Origin of the sequence: Haloarcula salina (genome assembly GCF_049603855.1) — an archaeon.
Classification (GTDB): Archaea; Halobacteriota; Halobacteria; order Halobacteriales; family Haloarculaceae; genus Haloarcula; species Haloarcula salina_A.
In genome coordinates this window covers 1,153,481-1,169,642 of the sequence record NZ_CP187146.1, presented here as the reverse complement: position 1 = coordinate 1,169,642, position 16,162 = coordinate 1,153,481, and the positions used below count along the sequence as shown (strand labels likewise).

Sequence of the window (16,162 nt, the reverse complement as noted above, 5' to 3'; positions counted from 1 at the left end):
GGCGATTTTCCGTTACACCGCTAGTAACACGCGCACCCTCGCGTCGCTCGGCGAAATCGCGGTTTCGAAACGAGTGAAGCGGCGGTCCGCGAACGAGACGACCGAAAGAATACCGGCCTGTCTACATGTCGGGCCAGGCCTTGGCGGCCCGGCCGACTCCGGTCACGTCGGCGATCCAGCGCGCGGCGATACCTTTCTTCAGCACTTTCGCCGGCAGTCCCCCGAACGTCTCGACGGGGATGTTCATCACGTCGTGGGCGACGGCCTTCTCGCCCACCGAGACGACGGTTCCCTTGTCTTTGTGCGTCCAGGTCGTCAGCGGCTGGCCGCGCACCGCACGCGCGAGGTTCTCGCCGGCCACTTCCGCGGCCTGCCAGGCAGCCTGGGCGGTCGGCGGCGCGGGCTGGTCGCCAGGCTGGTCGATCAGCGCGGAGTCGCCGATGGCGAAGACCCGCTCGTCGTCGGTCTGGAACGTGCCTTCCGCGTGGATCCGGTGGTTGCGCTCGTCCTTGTCCAGGTCCACGTCGGCCACGCAGTCACGGCCCGTGATGCCGCCGGTCCACACCAGCACGTCGTAGTCCAGTTCGTCCTCGTCGCCGATGTAGACGGTCTCTTCGTCCACTTCGCCGATGAACTCCCCGCACTTGATGTTCACGTCGCGCTCCTCGAGGCGCTTGCGCAGCGCGCCCTGTAGTTCCGGATCGCTGTTGGGCAGCACCTGATCCAGCCCCTCGACGAGGTGGATGTCGATCGGTGCGTTGTGTTCGTCGCGGAACTCCGCCACCTCGCCCGCCGTCTGGATGCCCGAGAGCCCAGCGCCGCCGATGACCACCTGCGCCGGGTCGTTCGTCGAGGCCTCCCGCGCAGCAGACTGGATCGCGTCGTGAATCTCCAAAGCGTCGTCCAGTCCCTTCAGCGTCAGCGCGTACTCCTCTAAGCCCTCGATGCCGAAGAAGGCGGTCTGGGAGCCCAGCGCCACCAGCAGGTAGTCGTAGTCGACCGACTCCGAGTCGGCCAGTTCCACCTCGCGAGCCTCCGTGTCGATGTCGACGACCTCGTCCTGGATGAAGGATGTGGAGGGCTGTTTGATCTCGTGGACCGGAATCGCGATCTTCTCCTGAACGCTCGGGTCCCGGATGCACCGGTGGGACTCGTGCAGCACCAGGTGATAGTCCGTGTCCGAAATCCACGTCACGTCCGCCTCCCCGTCCAACTCGTCTTCGAGACTTTTGATCGTCCCTGCGCCGGCATACCCTGCTCCGAGTACCACTACGTTCTCTGTCATACCGACGACTCCGCAACCGACCGATACAAAGCCTTTGAAATCGGTCCCGCTCTGGGGTAAATTATGCCGATAAAATCGTGATGAATGCGAGCGAGCGACACCCACCGCGAGGGGAGAGATAGCGAGAGGGAAAAACCGACCGGAGCTAGTGTTCGGGTTCGCCGGCCGGGGCTCGCATATCGTCGATAGCGAGGATGAGTTTGTTGTTCGTGTCGTCTTTGCCTTCGAGTGTGCCGATGATCTGGAGTTTCGAGAGGGGTGTCGGGCCGACTGTCACCGAGTCTCCCTCGTGGAATTCGGAGAGAGAGCCCTGGAGCTGGATCTCTGCGCGGCACTTCTCGGGGTGGTGGACGCTAGTCAGGTCGATCTCCTCGACGTTCGAGTGCTCGACGAGGTCACCGTTGTGGCGAAGCGGGACCTCGGCGGCCTGGTCCATGTCCTGGATCTGCAGGGCGTCGTAGGCGTTCGCGGTGGGCTTGTACCCGCCTTTCGGGCCCGGCACGCCCTCGACCAGTTGCAGCGCCTTCAGGCTCTGCATCTGGTTGCGGATGGTCCCCGGGTTCCGGTCGACCTTCTCCGCGATGTCCTCGCCCTTGACCGCGCTCTCGCTCTCCCGGTAGAGATTTACCAGTTCCTGTAGAATGTTCTTTTGGCTGGGTGTCAGTTCGATAGATGACATAATTTGTTGTTCGGTATAGCCGTCCTTAAATGCGACGGTAGACTGTGTGGAACGCGCCGCGTGGGGCGTTCGAAACGGACAAAAACACCACCACTTTTGACGGGCCCCTTCGTGACACAGATATGGAAGATCAACGGGTACTGGTGACCGGTGGCGGCGGATTCATCGGAGCGAACCTCGCGAACGAACTCGCCGCGGACAACGACGTTATCGCACTGGACGACGGCTATCTGGGGACGGCCGAGAACGTCTCGGAAGATGTCGAGTACGTGGAACGAAGCGTCGTCGAGGACGACCTGCCGACCGACGTGGACGTGGTGTTTCACCTCGCCGCGCTGTCCTCCTACGCGATGCACGAGGACGATCCGACCCACGGCGCGCGGGTCAACATCGAAGGATTCGTCAACACCGTCGAGCAGGCCCGCGACGACGGCTGTGACACCATCGTCTACGCCTCCACCTCCTCGATCTACGGCAGTCGGACCGAGCCCTCGCCCGAGGACATGGACGTGACGGTCAACACGGGCTACGAGGCCTCGAAGATGGCCCGCGAGACCTACGCGGAGTACTTCGGGAACCACTACGACCTCACGCTGGCCGGGATGCGCTTTTTCTCGGTGTACCAGGGTTACGGCGGTGCCGAGGAACACAAAGGCGAGTACGCCAACGTCATCGCGCAGTTCGCCGACGACATGGCCAACGGCGAAGCGCCCGTGCTGTACGGCGACGGCGAGCAGACCCGCGATTTCACCCACGTCGACGACATCGTCCGCGGGCTGATCCAGGCCGCCGACCACGAACTCGACGGCATCTACAACCTCGGGACCGGCGAGGCCTACGACTTCCTCACCGTCGTCGAGATGCTCAACGACGAACTCGGGACGGACATCGACCCGGAGTTCGTCGAGAACCCCATCCCGGACGACGTGTACGTCCACGACACCTGCGCGGACGCCTCGAAGATGCGCGCCGCCACGGGCTGGGAACCCCAGATCAGCTTCGAGAAGGGCATCGAACTGGTCTGTGCCCCCTACACGGACGACTGAGTCGGGCCGCGAAGCGGGGACATTTACTTCTCGACGGTGAAGCGCGGGTATGAACCGACAGGTGCGCGTCCTCGGCGTCCCGATGGACCTGGGGGCCGACCGACGCGGCGTCGACATGGGTCCGTCGGCCATCCGCTACGGCGGCCTCGCCGAACAGATCGAGAGCGCTGGAATCGACTGTATCGACGGCGGCGACATCCACGTCCCGCGGCCGGAGGAACGCGACCCGGACGCGGGCGGTCCCGCGCCGGGCCGCGCGAAGTTCTTCAGGGAGACGAAGGAGGTGTGCGAAGACGTGGCGACCGCGGTCGACGCGACGGTCGGCGAAGGTGGGTTCCCGCTCGTGCTGGGCGGAGACCACTCCATCGCCGTCGGCACGCTCGCCGGCGCGGCCCGGGACGACGAGGACCTCGGCGTCATCTGGTTCGACGCGCACGGCGACTTCAACACGCCGGAGACGACGCCGAGCGGCAACATCCACGGGATGTCGCTGGCCGCCGTCCTCGGCCGGGGCGCGTTCGCCGAGCACGAGTGGGCGCACACGCCGGCCGTCAGCGAGGAGAACGTCGTCATCGTCGGGCTCCGGGACGTCGACGAAGGAGAGCGCCGCCTCATCAGAGAGAGCGACGCGACGGCGTTCACGATGTCGGACATCGACGCCCGGAGCGCCCCGGAGGTCGTCGCCGAGGCCCTGGAGATCGCGACCGACGGCACAGACGGCATCCACGTCAGCCTCGACATGGACTGGCTCGACCCGACGGAAGCGCCGGGCGTCGGGACGCCGGTCCGGGGCGGGGTCTCCTATCGCGAGGCCCACATCGCGATGGAGTACGTCGCCGAGCACCACGACCGACTGCGCTCGATGGAGGTGGTCGAAGTGAACCCGATCCTCGACCAGCACAACCAGACGGCCGAACTGGCCTGCGAACTGGTCGCGAGCGCCTTCGGCAAACGCGTGCTCTGACTATCCGAACCCCTCGTACTGCATCTCCGAGTCGGGGACGCCGACGCTTCGTGCGGCCCGGACAAGCGTCGAGACCATGGCGCTGATGCCACAGGCGTACAGCTCCGCGCTGGCGGGATCGATTCTGGCGTCGACGCCCGATTTCGGTGCCCGCTCGCGTGCCTCGGCGAGTCGTTCGGGGAGCCGTGCGCCCGCGACGGCGTCCGCGGCGACGTGCGCGACGAACACCGACTGGACGTAGTCGGTCTCGCCGTCCCAGTCGGTCAACAGCGGCTCGCGGGTGAGCGTCGGGACGAAGTGGAAGTGGTCGTGTTCGGCATCCAGCCGCCTGAAGTGCTCGCGGTGGGGCAGATCGTCCTCCCAGCCGCAGCCGAGGAACAGCCAGATATCCCGGGGCTCGCCGTCGACAACGTCACGGCCCGTCTCGAAGGTGTAGTCGATCATGCTCTTGAACGGGGCGACGCCGGTCCCCGTCGCCAGGAAGACCACGTCGCGACTCGACGGCGGGTCGAGTACCATGTGGCCGTTGGGGCCGCGGACCACCACCCGGTCGCCCACGTCGACGTGTTCGAACAGATTGCTCGTGAGCCGGCCGCCGGGGACGAGTCGGATGCAGAACTCCAGTTCGTCCTCGGTGGGGGAGTTCGCGAGCGAGTACGCACGCGGCGTGTCGCCCACCCTGAGCGTGACGTACTGCCCCGGGGCGAAGTCGATGTCCACGTCGGCTTTCACCCGGAGGCGGAGCAGCGACGGATAGGGGCGGTCGAACCGGTCGGCGAGGGTCCCGACCCGGTCGAGGCGGGCCGGCGATGCGCCGGCCTCCCGCAGGCGCTCGGTCAGGTCGTCCCATCGGTAGGTCGAGCCCTCGTCGGCGTCCGCCAGCCACGACCGCTCGCCGACGGCCGCGATCTGGTCGCGGAGTGCCGACAGCACCTCGTCGTTGCGGTTTCGGTCCATCGGTTCCGCGAGGATGACGCGAGCGTCTTTCGTGACCAGCGGCAACTGCGCCGCGCGGTCGTGCTGTGAAAGGTGGGAGGGCAAGTCCATGAGCAGCCTAGCACCGGGTCGATTGTATGTCTACCCCCGTCGCGCGTCCGTCACGGCCGAGCGGGAACGGCGTCTCGCAACGCTAGCGCCCGCCGCGACCGCCCTAGCGGTCGATCGAGAGGCCGGCGTGCCACTGATCGGCGTCGGCGGCTTCGACGGCCTCGTCCATCGCCTCCAGGTAGGAGACGGCGAGGCTGGCGCACTTCGCGGCCTTGCGCTCCCCTTCGGTACGGAACTCGCCGGTCTGACGGTTCGCGTACACCGTACAGACCGCGCCGGCGCGCAGGCCGTAGAGGCTCGCCAGCGTGAGGATGCTCGCGGCCTCCATCTCGAAGTTGAGGACGCCGGCCTCCCGGAGCGCCGCGATGCGCTCGTCGCTACCGCTGGCCTCGAAGCCGTCGAAGCCGGGGCGGGACTGGCCGGCGTAGAAGCTGTCGGTCGAGCAGGTGACGCCGAGGTGGTAGTCGTAGTCCAGTTCCTCGGCGGCGGCGACGAGCGCCGAGACGACGCGGTGGTCGGCGCTCGCGGGGTAGTCCTCGCGGACGTACTCCTTACTGGTCCCCTCCTGTCGGACCGCGCCGGTCGTGATGATCAGGTCGCCGACGCTGGCCTCCTCCTGGATGGCCCCGCAGGAGCCGACCCGGAGGAACGTGTCCGCGCCGACGCGGGCCAGTTCCTCAACGGCGATGGCGGCGGACGGACAGCCGATGCCCGTCGAGGTGACCGAGATGGGCGACCCCTCGTGGGTCCCCGTCGCCGTGCGGTACTCGCGGTGCTCGGCGACGACCTCGTGGTCGTCCCAGTAGTCGACGACCTTCTCGACGCGCTCGGGGTTGCCCGGCAGCAGCACGCTGTCGGCCACGTCGTCGGCGCTCACTTCCAGATGGTACTGGACCTCGTCGTTCGGGTCTTCGCTGTCCTCGGTCATGCGTCGAGGTGCTCGCGGGTGATGGTCGTCGGCAGGAGGTCGCCGAGTTCGTACGCGGTCGGGTCGTCGCCGTCGGTGATGACCTCGAAGGAATCGTCGCAGAACTCCGACAGCGTCTGGCGACACATCCCGCAGGGGGTGACGCCGTCGCGCTTGCCGGAGGTGACGGCGATGCGCTCGAACTCCCGGTGACCGTCGCTGACCGCCTTGCCGACGGCCACTTCCTCGGCGTGGAGGCTGTTGCTGTAGTTCGCGTTCTCGATGTTACAGCCGGTGTACACGTCGCCGTCGGCGGTCTCGATGGCCGCCCCGACGGTGTACTCCGAGTACGGGACGTACGCGTCGTCGATGGCGTCTCTGGCCGCTTCGATGAGGTCGTCCATGCTCCCGCGTCGGCCGGACGTGGGGAAATGCTGTCGGTCCCGATAGAATGTGCCGGTTCGTCGCCGGCGGCCAGGACGACGACTCAGGCGTCCGCGGCGGTGACCTCGTCCACCGCGTCGCCGACGACGTCGGTCGTCTCCCCGACGAGCGCGTCGATGTCGTCGCTCTCGGCGTAGACGCGAACGTACGGTTCCGTGCCGCTCGGGCGCACGAGCGTCCACGACCCGTCCGAAAAGGAGAGGCGGACGCCGTACTCCGTCGAGACGTCGGCGTCGGGGAACGCGGCGGGCAGGGCGGATTCGAGGCGGTCCATGACCGAGACCTTGGCGTCGTCCGGGCACGAGACGCTGACCTTCTCGTAGGGGCGCTCCGAGATAGCGGCCCGCCGCTCGGCGACGCCCTCGGCGGCGAACAGGCGCGTGAGGACGGCCGCGCTGGCGACGCCGTCGATCCAGCCGCCGAATGCGGTGTGGATGTGTTTCCAGGGTTCGGCGGCGAAGACGACTTCCGTCTCGTCGTTCCCGTCTTCGCGGGCGTTCGCGATACCGACGTGGAGTGAACCGAGGTGGATGCGCTCGACGCGGCCGCCGGCGTCCTCGACCCGCTCGTCGATGCGGCCGGAGGCGTTCGGCGTCGTCACCACGACGGGGTCAGAGGCGGTCGCCGCCCGCGTGTAGTGCTCTGCGAGCATCGCGAGGACGGTGTCCTCGTGGATCACCGCGCCGTCGCCGTCGACCACGACGATGCGGTCCGCGTCGCCGTCGTGGCCGAAGCCGAAGTCGGCGTCCGAGTCGGCGACGAACCGCCGGAAGTCGGCGAGCGTCTCCGGCGTCGGCTTGCTCTCTCGGCCGGGGAAGAAGCCGTCGACGTTGGCCTCCGTCGCGAGCACGTCCGCACCGAGTGCACCGAGCACCTGCGGCGTGGCGACGCCGCCCATCCCGTTGCCGCAGTCGACGGCGACCGTCAGCCCGGAGGGGTCGGCCCCCAGCGACTCGGCGTATGTCGCGACCGCGTCCCGGTAGTCGTCGAGGAAGTCGACGGACTCGGCGTCGGCCCAGTCGCGCCAGACGGCGGGGCCCACCTCGTCCGCGACGCGGCGCTCGATTCGCGTCTCGGCGTCGTCGCCGTACTCCGTACCGTCGGTGAACACCTTGATGCCGTTGTCCGTCGGCGGATTGTGGCTCGCGGTGATCATCACGCCGTGGCGGCCCCGCGAAGCGTAGGCCAGGGCCGGCGTCGGAACGCGCCCGATTCTGACGACGCGAGCGCCGGCGCTCTGGAGGCCCGCGGCCATCGCGTCGGCGAGCGCCGGCGAGGTCACCCGGCCGTCGTACCCGAGCGCGAACGTCTCGCCGTCCCGCCCAACGGCCTGCCCGACTCGCAACGCGAGCGCGGGCGTCACCTTCGATACGACGTCCCCCCGGATTCCGGCCGTCCCGAACAGTTCCATACCGGCGATGCGGAAGCCGGCCGTTTAATTCTCTCGTTCGGCGACAGCTATGGCGGGGCTGGCGCTGGTAGCGCGCGAAAAGACTGACAGGGAAAACACAGCTGTGCCGCGAAACCGATTACAGCAGTTCGTCGAAGTCGTAGCCGTCGATGTCGACGCCGTCGGCGGTGACCTCGGCGAGGTAGATGCCGTTCCCGGAGCCGGTGTCGCGCTCGGCGGCGGCCTTGATGGAGGCGGCCGCGACTTCGCGGGCCTCCGCGTTGCTCATGTCGTCCTCGTAGCGGTCTTCGAGGGTCCCGTAGGCGACGGTCAGCCCGGAGCCGGTGACCGTGTAGTCGTCCTTCATGACGCCGCCGGCCGGGTCGATAGAGTAGACGTGGTGGCCGTCGTCGTCGACGCCGCCGAGGATGGGGTTGATGGCGAAGAAGGGACCGCCGCGGGCGAAGTTCCCGGCGAGCGTCGAGAGGCCCTTCATCGTGATGTCCTCGCCGCGTCGGGCCTCGTAGAGGTTGACCTCGGCTCGGAGCGTGCGGATGAACGACTGCGCGCCGCCGACGCTGCCCACGAGCGTGAGCGCGGCGGTGGGGTGAATCTGCTCGACCTTCTGGACGTTCTTGTTCGAGACGAAGCGACCGCCCAGCGAGGCGCGCATGTCCGTCGCGATGACGACGCCGTCGGCCGTCGTGATACCGATGGTGGTCGTGCCGGTCTTGTTCACCTTCTCGCCGTCCTGGGCGGACTGTTCGGGGAGGGAGCCGACCTCCGGCTCGTAGGGATCGCTCTGGAACTCGTCGGCGGTCTGGGGTCCAGAGAAATCCGGCCCGGGAGTCATCTCTCGCATTACCCTGCGGTATCAGTCCGGCGCTGATAAAACCTCTTCTTGTGGTGAGCCTGACCGCCTCCAGCGTGGGGGCGCAGTCGCACCTCGTTCGTTACGGTGACATCGTCAGGCGCTCGCCTGCGCGTAGGCGTCGTTGAGCCCCGAGACGACCCGGTCCATCGGCAGCCGGAGGCCGAGTCGCTCCGTGATCATCGCTACCGGCAACAGCAGGATGCCGAGTAGCAGGGTGAACTGGTAGAGTGCGAACAGCGTTGCGGTGTACAGTCGGGCAACCATCGTCTTCGGCTGAGTCCAGAGCGTGTCTGGTATATAAGCTTTGTTGCCACCTCGCGGAAGAATATCATCGATTGTGAAGGATCGTCCCGCCGCCGTCTTGCGGTTTCACAATCGGCCCGAAAACCGCGCGGTTCCGGGCCGTTGCCGCCGCCAGCGGCGTAATGGGGGTGTGAGCCGCACCGGTGGTTCGCATAAGTTATGCGGATAGTAACGGTGACGTGCGCACCCCGGCGCGAATCAAAACTATCGAATAGTCGGGCCACGAGAGTGTGTATATGAACTACCTCGTGGCGATGGAAGCAGCCTGGCTGGTCCGTGACGTAGACGACATCGACGACGCAATCGGCGTCGCGGTGAGCGAGGCCGGCAAGCGCCTCAACGAGGCGGAGATGGACTACGTCGAGGTCGAGGTCGGCGCGACCGGCTGTCCGGCCTGCGGCGAGCCGTTCGACTCGGCGTTCATCGCGGCCGACACCGCCCTCGTCGGGCTCGTCCTCGAGATGGACGTGTTCAACGCAGAGTCCCCCGAACACGCCCAGCGAATCGCCAAGAGCGAGATCGGCGGCGCACTCCGGGACGTGCCCCTGAAAGTCATCGAGGTCTTCGAGACGCAGGAAGACGACGAAGCCGAGGCCGAAGCGTAACGCGACCCGTCACGTTCTCCCGATACGGCATCGCCTGCGCGTAGCCGTTGGCTTTTTATATTACCATTAGTAATCGCGTGTATGGAGTTACCGACGCCGCAGGACCTCCGGGAACGCCGGAACGAACTCGGCCTGACCCAGAGCGAGCTCGCAGAGCGCGCCGACGTGTCCCAACCGCTCATCGCCCGCATCGAGGGCGGCGACGTGGACCCGCGACTCTCGACGCTCCGGCGAATCGTCACCGCGCTCGAAGAGGCCGAGGGCGGCATCGTCAAGGCGAGCGACCTCATGAATTCCCCGGTGGTCAGCGTCGCGCCCGACGACTCCGTCCACCAGGCGAAGGAGCTGATGGACGAGAAGGGGTACTCGCAGGTCCCGGTCGTCCGCGACGGCGCACCCCAGGGACTCATCGGGAACTCGGACATCCGCCAGCGCTCCGAGGAGAACGTCGGTGAACTCCCCGTGGCCGAGGTAATGCACGAGTCCATCGCCACCGTCGAACCGGACGCGCCGATCGACGAAGTCGACGCGTACCTGAACCACAACGCCGCCGTGATGGTGGTCGAGGGGGGCGAAACTATCGGGGTCATAACCGAGGCCGACATCGCGCGTACGGTGAGCTAACTCCAGTTCTCAGAAACGGAAACGGCGATAGTACTGCCATACCGGCCGTAAGAGCCGATTAACCCCGAAAACGGTACTGTGGCTATATATTCTGTCTCACCGACGAGTTACCTACGATGCCCAACTCTGACGACCCGCTCTACGCCGAACTCGAAGCCGCGCTCGACAGCGCCGAAACCGAAGCCGCCAAGTACCACATCCGACAGGCGCTGCAGATCCGCATCGCCGAGGAGACGGCCGGGAAAGACGTCCTCTCCGCCTGAGGCGCTCGCCGCCGACGGTTCGGTTCTCGCTCAGTCAGTCAGTTCCAGGCCGCGGACGGCGACGGCCTCGTCGTCGTCTTCGACGGTTCCGACGACGCGCGCGTCGTCCGACGCGTCGACGACCTCGTCTGCGTCGCTCTCGGGGACCGCGGCGACGAAGCCGGTGCCCATGTTGAACGTCCGGTGCATCTCCTCGTCGTCGACGGAGCCCTCGCGCTGGACGAACTCGAAGACCGGTTGGGCATCGAAGGGGTCCGTGATCTCGTAGCGGTGTGCTCCCATCCGCGTGAGGTTCGTCCAGCCGCCGCCGGTGACGTGAGCGGCCGCGTGCGTCTCCACGGCCCGGAGCGGGTCGAGCACCTCGCTGTATATCCGGGTCGGCTCCAGCAGTTCCTCGGCGATGGTCCGGTCGGGGTTCGGCGGGAACGGGTCGGTGTACTCGTGGTCGCGCGTGACGGCCTCGCGCGCGAGCGTGAGCCCGTTCGAGTGGATCCCCGAGGACGGCCAGCCGACGACGGCGTCGCCGGGCTGGGCCTCGCCGGGGAAGACGGCGTCTTTCGGGGCCAGGCCCGCGCAGGTCCCGGCGATGTCGAGGCCTTTTATCACGTCGGGCATCACCGCGGTCTCGCCGCCGACCAGGGCGACCCCGGCGCGCTCGGCCCCGGCCTGGAGCCCCGCGCCGATGTCCTCGCTCGTCTCCTCGTCGGGCGTCTCGACGGCGAGGTAGTCGACGAAGGCCACCGGCTCGACGCCGGCCGCGAGCAGGTCGTTTGCGTTCATCGCGATGCAGTCGATGCCGATGGTGGAGTAGTCGTCGATGGCCTCGGCCACGAGCAGTTTCGTGCCGACGCCGTCCGTTGCCAGCGCGAGGTACTGGTCGCCGATGTCGAGCAGGCCCGCGTAGTCGCCCTCGAATTCGCCGGCCGCGCCGATGAGCGCCTCCGTCGCCGCCTCGCTCGCGTCGATGTCGACGCCGGTCTCCGCGTAGGTCAGTCCCTCCTCTGTGTCGTCCTCGGGGTCCGTCGCGTCTCCGTCGGTCATATGCGAGAGCGCGCGTGGCGCGGGCAAAAGGGCGTCGTTCCGCCGGAGCGCCGGCCCGCCTCAGAGGACGAACAGCGCGCCGAGTCCGAGCAGGATCGACGGTACCGCGACGACGAGGAAGACCGGCGTGCTCCACTCTCGCACCGTTCGGCCGTCGAGCGGGCCGAACGGGAGCATGTTGAAGCCGGCGAGCAGGAGGTTGATCTGGAGTCCCATCCGCGCGACTTCCCAGAGGAACCCACCCGTGCCCGACAGCAGCGCCGAGACGAACGGGACGAGGAAGGCGACGGCGAGCGCGAGGTTCGTCACCGGCCCCGCGACGGCGATGAGGCCGTGTTCCCGGGCCGTGAGCCGGCCGCGGTGGACGACCGCGCCGGGCGCGGCGAAGAGGAAGCCGACGAGGCCGCCGAGGACGGCGAACCCCAGCATCTTGTAGTCGGCCTTGAACGCGGCGACCTGCCCGAAGCGGACGGCGACGACCTTGTGCGCGAGCTCGTGGAGTAGGAACCCGATGCCGACGGTCAGCAGGCTGACCGCGAACGTGCCTGCGACGGCGGACAGCGACAGGCCCTGGAACTGGAGGAATACGATGCGGCGCAGTTCCCGTTCGAGGAAGAACGTGAAGGCGACGCCGAGGGCGAGCCACGCGACGACGAGGTCACGGAGTTCGCGCCCGCTGAACGACAGGCCGCCGGGCCCGCCGCCCGCGCCGCCGCGTCGCCCCATCTGGCCGGCCATCAGAGGACCCCCACCAGGATCTGCGTTCCCTCGCGGACACCCTGCCAGAGGAGCCGAGAGACGCCCGCCATGCCGCCGATGTCCGAGGAGATGTACGGAATGAGCACCGGGAAGACGACGTACGAGGCGACGGCGCTGCCGACGTTCGTCAGGGCGACGACGAGGATGAGCCGAAAGAGCGGGACCTGTCGCATCCGGGCGAGAAGGTCCATGATCGGCGATTCCTGGTCGTTGAGTATCTCGTTCAGCGTCGCGATGTCGCTGATGTTGACGGAGATGTACTTGAGTTCGACGTAGCCGGCGAACCAGCCGGCAGCGAGCAGCGGAAAGAGGCTCGTCAGCCAGCCGAACGCACCGGCCGCGAGCGCGCTCGACCAGTGTGCGCCGGCCACCTTGGCGAGGCCGCCGGCCAGGACGGCGTTGACCGCGACCAGCGCGACGAACAGTTTCAGGAGGACTGCCTGGCTCGCACCGCCCAGGATGAGCAGGCCGAAGAAGGCGAGAAAGACGAAGCCGAAGCCGTAGCCGACCGCCTTGTACAGCGACACGCGTCGCCCGCTCTCGGTGCCGACGAGCGATTCCATCGGCGGGAGCGAATCGGGGTCGTCGAGATAGCGTTCGATGCCCTCGCGGTGTCCCGCGCCGACGACGGCGACGACGTGGTAGCCGGCCTCGCGGAGCGCGACGAGCCGGTGGGCGATGAAGGCGTCGCGCTCGTCGATGAGCGCCTCCGCGCCGCCCGGCGAGAACTGGCGGAACTCCTCCATCATCGCGCTGACCACGTCGGTGTCTGTCAGTCGCTCCATGTCGAACTCCTCGACTTCCTCGCCGCCGCGGAACCGCGTCAGGACGGCGGCAATCGGGATCCCGACCGCGAGCGCGACGACACAGATCACCAGCAGCGTGTCGAGCAGGCCGGCGACGGTCGTTCCGACGCCGCCGGGCAACACGCCCGAGAGCGCGCCGGGCGGGACGATGATCGAGCCGGCGAACGCGCCGGCGACGATGGCGACGGCTCCGCCCAGCACCGCGCCGAACGTGAGCCCGACCGTGAGCGGCGGGCCGAGTTCGGCCGCCAGGCTCCCGACGAGCGTGAGCTTCTCGACCGCGGAGAGCCGTGCCCAGAAGCGCTGGACCGTGGTCTGGATGTCCCGGTCGACGAGCGCGACGCCGAGTCCGAGACGTTCGGCGGTGTCGATGGCGGCTTTCATGTCGGCGCCGGGCTGGATGTCGAAGCGCTCGCCCAGCCGGGTCTGGATGTACGACAGCATCCAGTAGGCCAGAAACTGGAAGACGGTGTTCCCCCGCAGGAGGTCGCTCGCGTCGAGGTCGTCGGGCGTCTCGCCTTTGATCTGGCGGTAGCGCCCCTCGTCGAGTTCGACGGCGACGACGTCGGGGTCTGCCTCCTCGATAGCGGACTCGACTTCCGCGACGCTGTGCTCGGAGACGTGAGCGGTTCCGACGACGTCGACGCGCCCCGCGCCCGACGGCTCGGGGAGATCGTCTGCCGCCGACTCCGCGTGTTCGGTCATCATCCGCGTTACACAGTCGCGTCCTTTACCGTTGTCGGGTCGGGTCCACCGACCCAATATCGTCGTCCCGTCATGTTCGTCCCATTGTATGTCTTCGACAGTAGCCGAAGCTATTAGACGACAGTCTGTTAATACAGGAACATATTTCGTGGTAACTACCAGACGTGGCAGCGGTCATCGAAAGTACCGGTCTCACTACTGATTCAAAAGACTGATATGTATGGGGTCAAACTGTAACGGGTATAGCGATGTACGACCTGACCGGATTCCAACGGGACCTCCTGTACGTCATCGCGGGGCTCGACGAGCCACACGGGCTGGCGATCAAGGAGGAGTTGGAGGACTACTACGAGAGCGAAGTGAACCACGGCCGACTGTACCCGAACCTCGACACCCTCGTCGAGAAGGGTCTGATCGAGAAGGGCGAGCGCGATCGTCGGACGAACTTCTACACGCTGACCAAGCGGGGCAAGCGCGAACTCGACGCACGCAAGGACTGGGAAGCACAGTACGTCTCGGCGTAAGCGTCCCCGGACGACAGACTCAACGGGAGCCGACACCAACGTCGGCCCATGCCAACTGTTCTGGAGACGTATCTAGAGAATCGCTGGATGGTGCAGCCGAACCACTCGAATCACCTCGGTTCGACCCACGGGGGGAACGTACTGAAGTGGATGGACGAACTGGGGGCGATGTCCGCGATGCGATTCGCCGGCGAGACCTGCGTCACCGCGCGAATGGATCAGGTGAACTTCAAGCGACCCATCCCCGTCGGCGACAACGCCCTCGTCGAGGCCTTCGTCTACGACACCGGCGAGACGAGCGTCAAGGTCCGACTGCGCGCCTCCCGGGAGGACCTCCGGACCGGCGAGCGCGAACCGACGACGGAGTCGTACTCGGTGTACGTCGCCGTCGACGACGACGGAACCCCCGTCCCGGTACCGGAACTGACGGTCGACTCCGAGCGGGGCGAGCGACTGCGCCGACGCGCCCTCGACGGCGAGGCGACACGCTGACGTTTATTCCCGCCGCCCGCCTACGACGACTATGACACTCGATGTCGAGACGCCGCCGCGACCGGAGCTTTCGACCGGCGTCGCCGCCGACGAATACGACGACGCCGAGGTCCAAGGCGACGAGTACCGCCGCGCGGAACTGGCCGACGCGCTCGATGCGGGCGCGTGGGAAGACGCGTTCGAGCAGTGGGCCGCCGAAACCGCCCTCGACGACGACCAGTGGGCCATCGTCACGGACCTCGATCTGCTCTCGGAGTTCGATTTCTTCTGGGACTCTTTCGCCGGCCGCGTGGGCTATCACGCGCCCGGGCTCCCCGAGGACTGGCGCGAGCGGGAGATTCACCCCGACATCGACTCCTGGGGAACCGTCTCGGGGATCAACGCCGGCCTCACCGAGTTCGGGCAGGTGGTCTGTGAAGTGCTCGCCGAAGACTACATCGACTGGGAGGCCGAGGAGGTCGACGCCGACGGCCTGCCGGACTTCTGATCGGCGTTCACTCCGGCAGGACGCCCTCGAGGACGAACGTCTCGCGCCGGTCTTCGGCGCGGGTCACGTCGATGCCGGCGTCGGCACAGAACTCGACGGCGTCGTCGGCCTCGTATCGTTCGGACAGCGGCGGCCCCTCCTGTCCGGTCCCAGTCCGCGTCCAGTCGCCGATTGCGACCCGACCGCCAGGGACGAGAGAGGCGGCGATAGCGTCCATCGCGGCCGGTGAGGCGAACTCGTGGAACGTCATCGTCGACACCACGGCGTCGAGCGCGTCGGTGAACGGGAGCGCCTCGACGGCCGCGGTGACCGGCACGACATTCCCCGGCATTCCCTTCTCCCGGTAGTGCTCGTGCATCGCCGCCTGCACGTCGAGCGCGTAGACGCGGCCGGCCGTCTCGGCAACCGAGTCGGTGTAAAAGCCCGTCCCGCTCCCGAGGTCGGCGACGATCGACGACGGCCCGGGATCGAACAGCGCCAGGAGTTCGTCGACAGAGAGGTACTCGTATCGACCGGGGTCTTCGAGCTGTGCGGCCCGGTCGACGTCGAACGTGTGAAATCCCATCGGTGGCAGTTCGCGCTCCGCCGAGAAAAACAGGCAGGGACCGGCAGCCTGATAACGGCTCACGCATTTCCACCGATATGGTCGAAATCGTCGCACCCCGAAAACGGGAGTGTGAACGCTGCGGACGGGTCGACGAGTGGAACCCGGACAAGCAAACGTGGAGCATCGTCACGAAGGACGGAACCAAGCAGTCCGGCAATCCCCACTGCCTCCACGAGTGGGACATCAACGGCACGTTCAATCCGCTCGCCGAGTGAAGACGGTCCAATCAGTCGCGTTTCTCCTCCCGTTCGAACGTATCGGATCGCGCTCAGAAGAGTCGAAACGTCCCTCGGGAAGAATCTACGCCGTG

Annotated in this window: 21 protein-coding genes; 9 read left to right on the top strand and 12 right to left on the bottom strand. The window is 67.1% G+C overall.

All coding sequences use genetic code 11. The features are described 5' to 3' along the window. Positions 1–121: 121 nt before the first annotated feature. Complete coding sequence (locus ACOZ4I_RS06105; protein WP_424004036.1) at positions 122–1,285, bottom strand: NAD(P)/FAD-dependent oxidoreductase; 1,164 nt, start codon at positions 1,283–1,285, stop codon at positions 122–124. A 145-nt stretch (positions 1,286–1,430) separates the two neighbouring features. Further along, on the bottom strand, positions 1,431–1,964 hold the full coding sequence (locus ACOZ4I_RS06100; RefSeq protein ID WP_424004034.1) for an Rrf2 family transcriptional regulator: 534 nt from the start codon (positions 1,962–1,964) through the stop codon (positions 1,431–1,433). Positions 1,965–2,086: 122 nt separating this feature from the next. Here ACOZ4I_RS06100 and ACOZ4I_RS06095 point away from each other — a divergent pair, with 122 nt between their 5' ends. Together ACOZ4I_RS06095 and rocF are read left to right on the top strand one after the other, a co-directional pair. After that, positions 2,087–3,010: an NAD-dependent epimerase/dehydratase family protein gene (locus ACOZ4I_RS06095; RefSeq protein WP_424004032.1), complete on the top strand. Its 924-nt coding sequence runs from the start codon at positions 2,087–2,089 to the stop codon at positions 3,008–3,010. A 49-nt stretch (positions 3,011–3,059) separates the two neighbouring features. Then, positions 3,060–3,974, top strand: coding sequence for an arginase (gene rocF / locus ACOZ4I_RS06090; RefSeq protein WP_424004030.1), 915 nt, complete (start codon positions 3,060–3,062; stop codon positions 3,972–3,974). On the opposite strand, the gene ACOZ4I_RS06085 is transcribed toward rocF, so the two are convergent. The 6 genes from ACOZ4I_RS06085 to ACOZ4I_RS06060 all read right to left on the bottom strand — a co-directional run bounded on the left by ACOZ4I_RS06085 (position 3,975) and on the right by ACOZ4I_RS06060 (position 8,900). Then, the gene (locus ACOZ4I_RS06085) at positions 3,975–5,021 is read right to left on the bottom strand and encodes an FAD-binding oxidoreductase (protein ID WP_424004028.1); all 1,047 of its coding nucleotides are present in this window, start codon (positions 5,019–5,021) and stop codon (positions 3,975–3,977) included. 103 nt (positions 5,022–5,124) lie between these two features. Continuing rightward, a complete protein-coding gene (locus tag ACOZ4I_RS06080) occupies positions 5,125–5,949 on the bottom strand; it encodes a nucleoside phosphorylase (protein WP_424004026.1) in 825 nt (274 codons plus the stop codon). Continuing rightward, the gene (gene cdd, locus ACOZ4I_RS06075) at positions 5,946–6,332 is read right to left on the bottom strand and encodes a cytidine deaminase (RefSeq protein WP_424004024.1); all 387 of its coding nucleotides are present in this window, start codon (positions 6,330–6,332) and stop codon (positions 5,946–5,948) included. Before cdd ends, ACOZ4I_RS06080 begins: the two co-directional genes overlap by 4 nt. Before the next feature lie 83 nt (positions 6,333–6,415). After that, on the bottom strand, positions 6,416–7,783 hold the full coding sequence (locus tag ACOZ4I_RS06070; RefSeq protein ID WP_424004022.1) for a phosphopentomutase/phosphoglucosamine mutase: 1,368 nt from the start codon (positions 7,781–7,783) through the stop codon (positions 6,416–6,418). A 118-nt stretch (positions 7,784–7,901) separates the two neighbouring features. Continuing rightward, a complete protein-coding gene (gene psmB, locus ACOZ4I_RS06065) occupies positions 7,902–8,624 on the bottom strand; it encodes an archaeal proteasome endopeptidase complex subunit beta (protein ID WP_424004020.1) in 723 nt (240 codons plus the stop codon). A gap of 105 nt (positions 8,625–8,729) precedes the next feature. Further along, a complete protein-coding gene (locus tag ACOZ4I_RS06060; protein ID WP_424004018.1) occupies positions 8,730–8,900 on the bottom strand; it encodes a hypothetical protein in 171 nt (56 codons plus the stop codon). Positions 8,901–9,175: 275 nt separating this feature from the next. Here ACOZ4I_RS06060 and ACOZ4I_RS06055 point away from each other — a divergent pair, with 275 nt between their 5' ends. The 3 genes from ACOZ4I_RS06055 (at position 9,176) to ACOZ4I_RS06045 (ending at position 10,431) form a co-directional block, all read left to right on the top strand. Beyond that, positions 9,176–9,544, top strand: a complete 369-nt coding sequence (locus ACOZ4I_RS06055; protein WP_162411606.1) for a DUF555 domain-containing protein — start codon at positions 9,176–9,178, stop codon at positions 9,542–9,544. Between the two features lie 81 nt (positions 9,545–9,625). Continuing rightward, positions 9,626–10,168, top strand: a complete 543-nt coding sequence (locus tag ACOZ4I_RS06050) for a CBS domain-containing protein (protein WP_424004016.1) — start codon at positions 9,626–9,628, stop codon at positions 10,166–10,168. A 116-nt stretch (positions 10,169–10,284) separates the two neighbouring features. Continuing rightward, positions 10,285–10,431 (top strand): hypothetical protein, encoded by a 147-nt coding sequence (locus ACOZ4I_RS06045; protein ID WP_424004014.1) that lies wholly within the window; start codon positions 10,285–10,287, stop codon positions 10,429–10,431. A gap of 30 nt (positions 10,432–10,461) precedes the next feature. Here the strand turns inward: ACOZ4I_RS06045 and purM are convergent, their stop codons facing one another. Genes purM through ACOZ4I_RS06030 form a run of 3 tightly spaced genes read right to left on the bottom strand, consistent with a single transcriptional unit; the run spans position 10,462 to position 13,742 of the window. Next, a complete protein-coding gene (gene purM, locus ACOZ4I_RS06040; protein WP_424004012.1) occupies positions 10,462–11,472 on the bottom strand; it encodes a phosphoribosylformylglycinamidine cyclo-ligase in 1,011 nt (336 codons plus the stop codon). Positions 11,473–11,532: 60 nt separating this feature from the next. Next, the gene (locus ACOZ4I_RS06035; RefSeq protein ID WP_424004010.1) at positions 11,533–12,210 is read right to left on the bottom strand and encodes a metalloprotease; all 678 of its coding nucleotides are present in this window, start codon (positions 12,208–12,210) and stop codon (positions 11,533–11,535) included. After that, positions 12,210–13,742: a TraB/GumN family protein gene (locus ACOZ4I_RS06030; RefSeq protein WP_424004008.1), complete on the bottom strand. Its 1,533-nt coding sequence runs from the start codon at positions 13,740–13,742 to the stop codon at positions 12,210–12,212. The genes ACOZ4I_RS06035 and ACOZ4I_RS06030 overlap by 1 nt, the downstream gene beginning before the upstream one ends. A 248-nt stretch (positions 13,743–13,990) precedes the next feature. On the opposite strand from ACOZ4I_RS06030, the gene ACOZ4I_RS06025 reads away from it, so the two are divergent. Genes ACOZ4I_RS06025 through ACOZ4I_RS06015 form a run of 3 tightly spaced genes read left to right on the top strand, consistent with a single transcriptional unit; the run spans position 13,991 to position 15,245 of the window. After that, on the top strand, positions 13,991–14,266 hold the full coding sequence (locus tag ACOZ4I_RS06025; RefSeq protein ID WP_424004006.1) for a PadR family transcriptional regulator: 276 nt from the start codon (positions 13,991–13,993) through the stop codon (positions 14,264–14,266). Between the two features lie 48 nt (positions 14,267–14,314). After that, positions 14,315–14,758, top strand: a complete 444-nt coding sequence (locus tag ACOZ4I_RS06020; RefSeq protein WP_424004004.1) for an acyl-CoA thioesterase — start codon at positions 14,315–14,317, stop codon at positions 14,756–14,758. 31 nt (positions 14,759–14,789) lie between these two features. After that, complete coding sequence (locus tag ACOZ4I_RS06015) at positions 14,790–15,245, top strand: hypothetical protein (protein ID WP_424004002.1); 456 nt, start codon at positions 14,790–14,792, stop codon at positions 15,243–15,245. A 7-nt stretch (positions 15,246–15,252) separates the two neighbouring features. Here ACOZ4I_RS06015 and ACOZ4I_RS06010 read toward each other — a convergent pair whose 3' ends face one another. Next, entirely contained in the window at positions 15,253–15,810 is a 558-nt protein-coding gene (locus ACOZ4I_RS06010; protein ID WP_424004000.1) for a class I SAM-dependent methyltransferase, read from the bottom strand. A 77-nt stretch (positions 15,811–15,887) separates the two neighbouring features. On the opposite strand from ACOZ4I_RS06010, the gene ACOZ4I_RS06005 reads away from it, so the two are divergent. Beyond that, on the top strand, positions 15,888–16,067 hold the full coding sequence (locus ACOZ4I_RS06005; protein ID WP_424003998.1) for an HEWD family protein: 180 nt from the start codon (positions 15,888–15,890) through the stop codon (positions 16,065–16,067). The last annotated feature ends 95 nt before the right edge of the window (positions 16,068–16,162 follow it).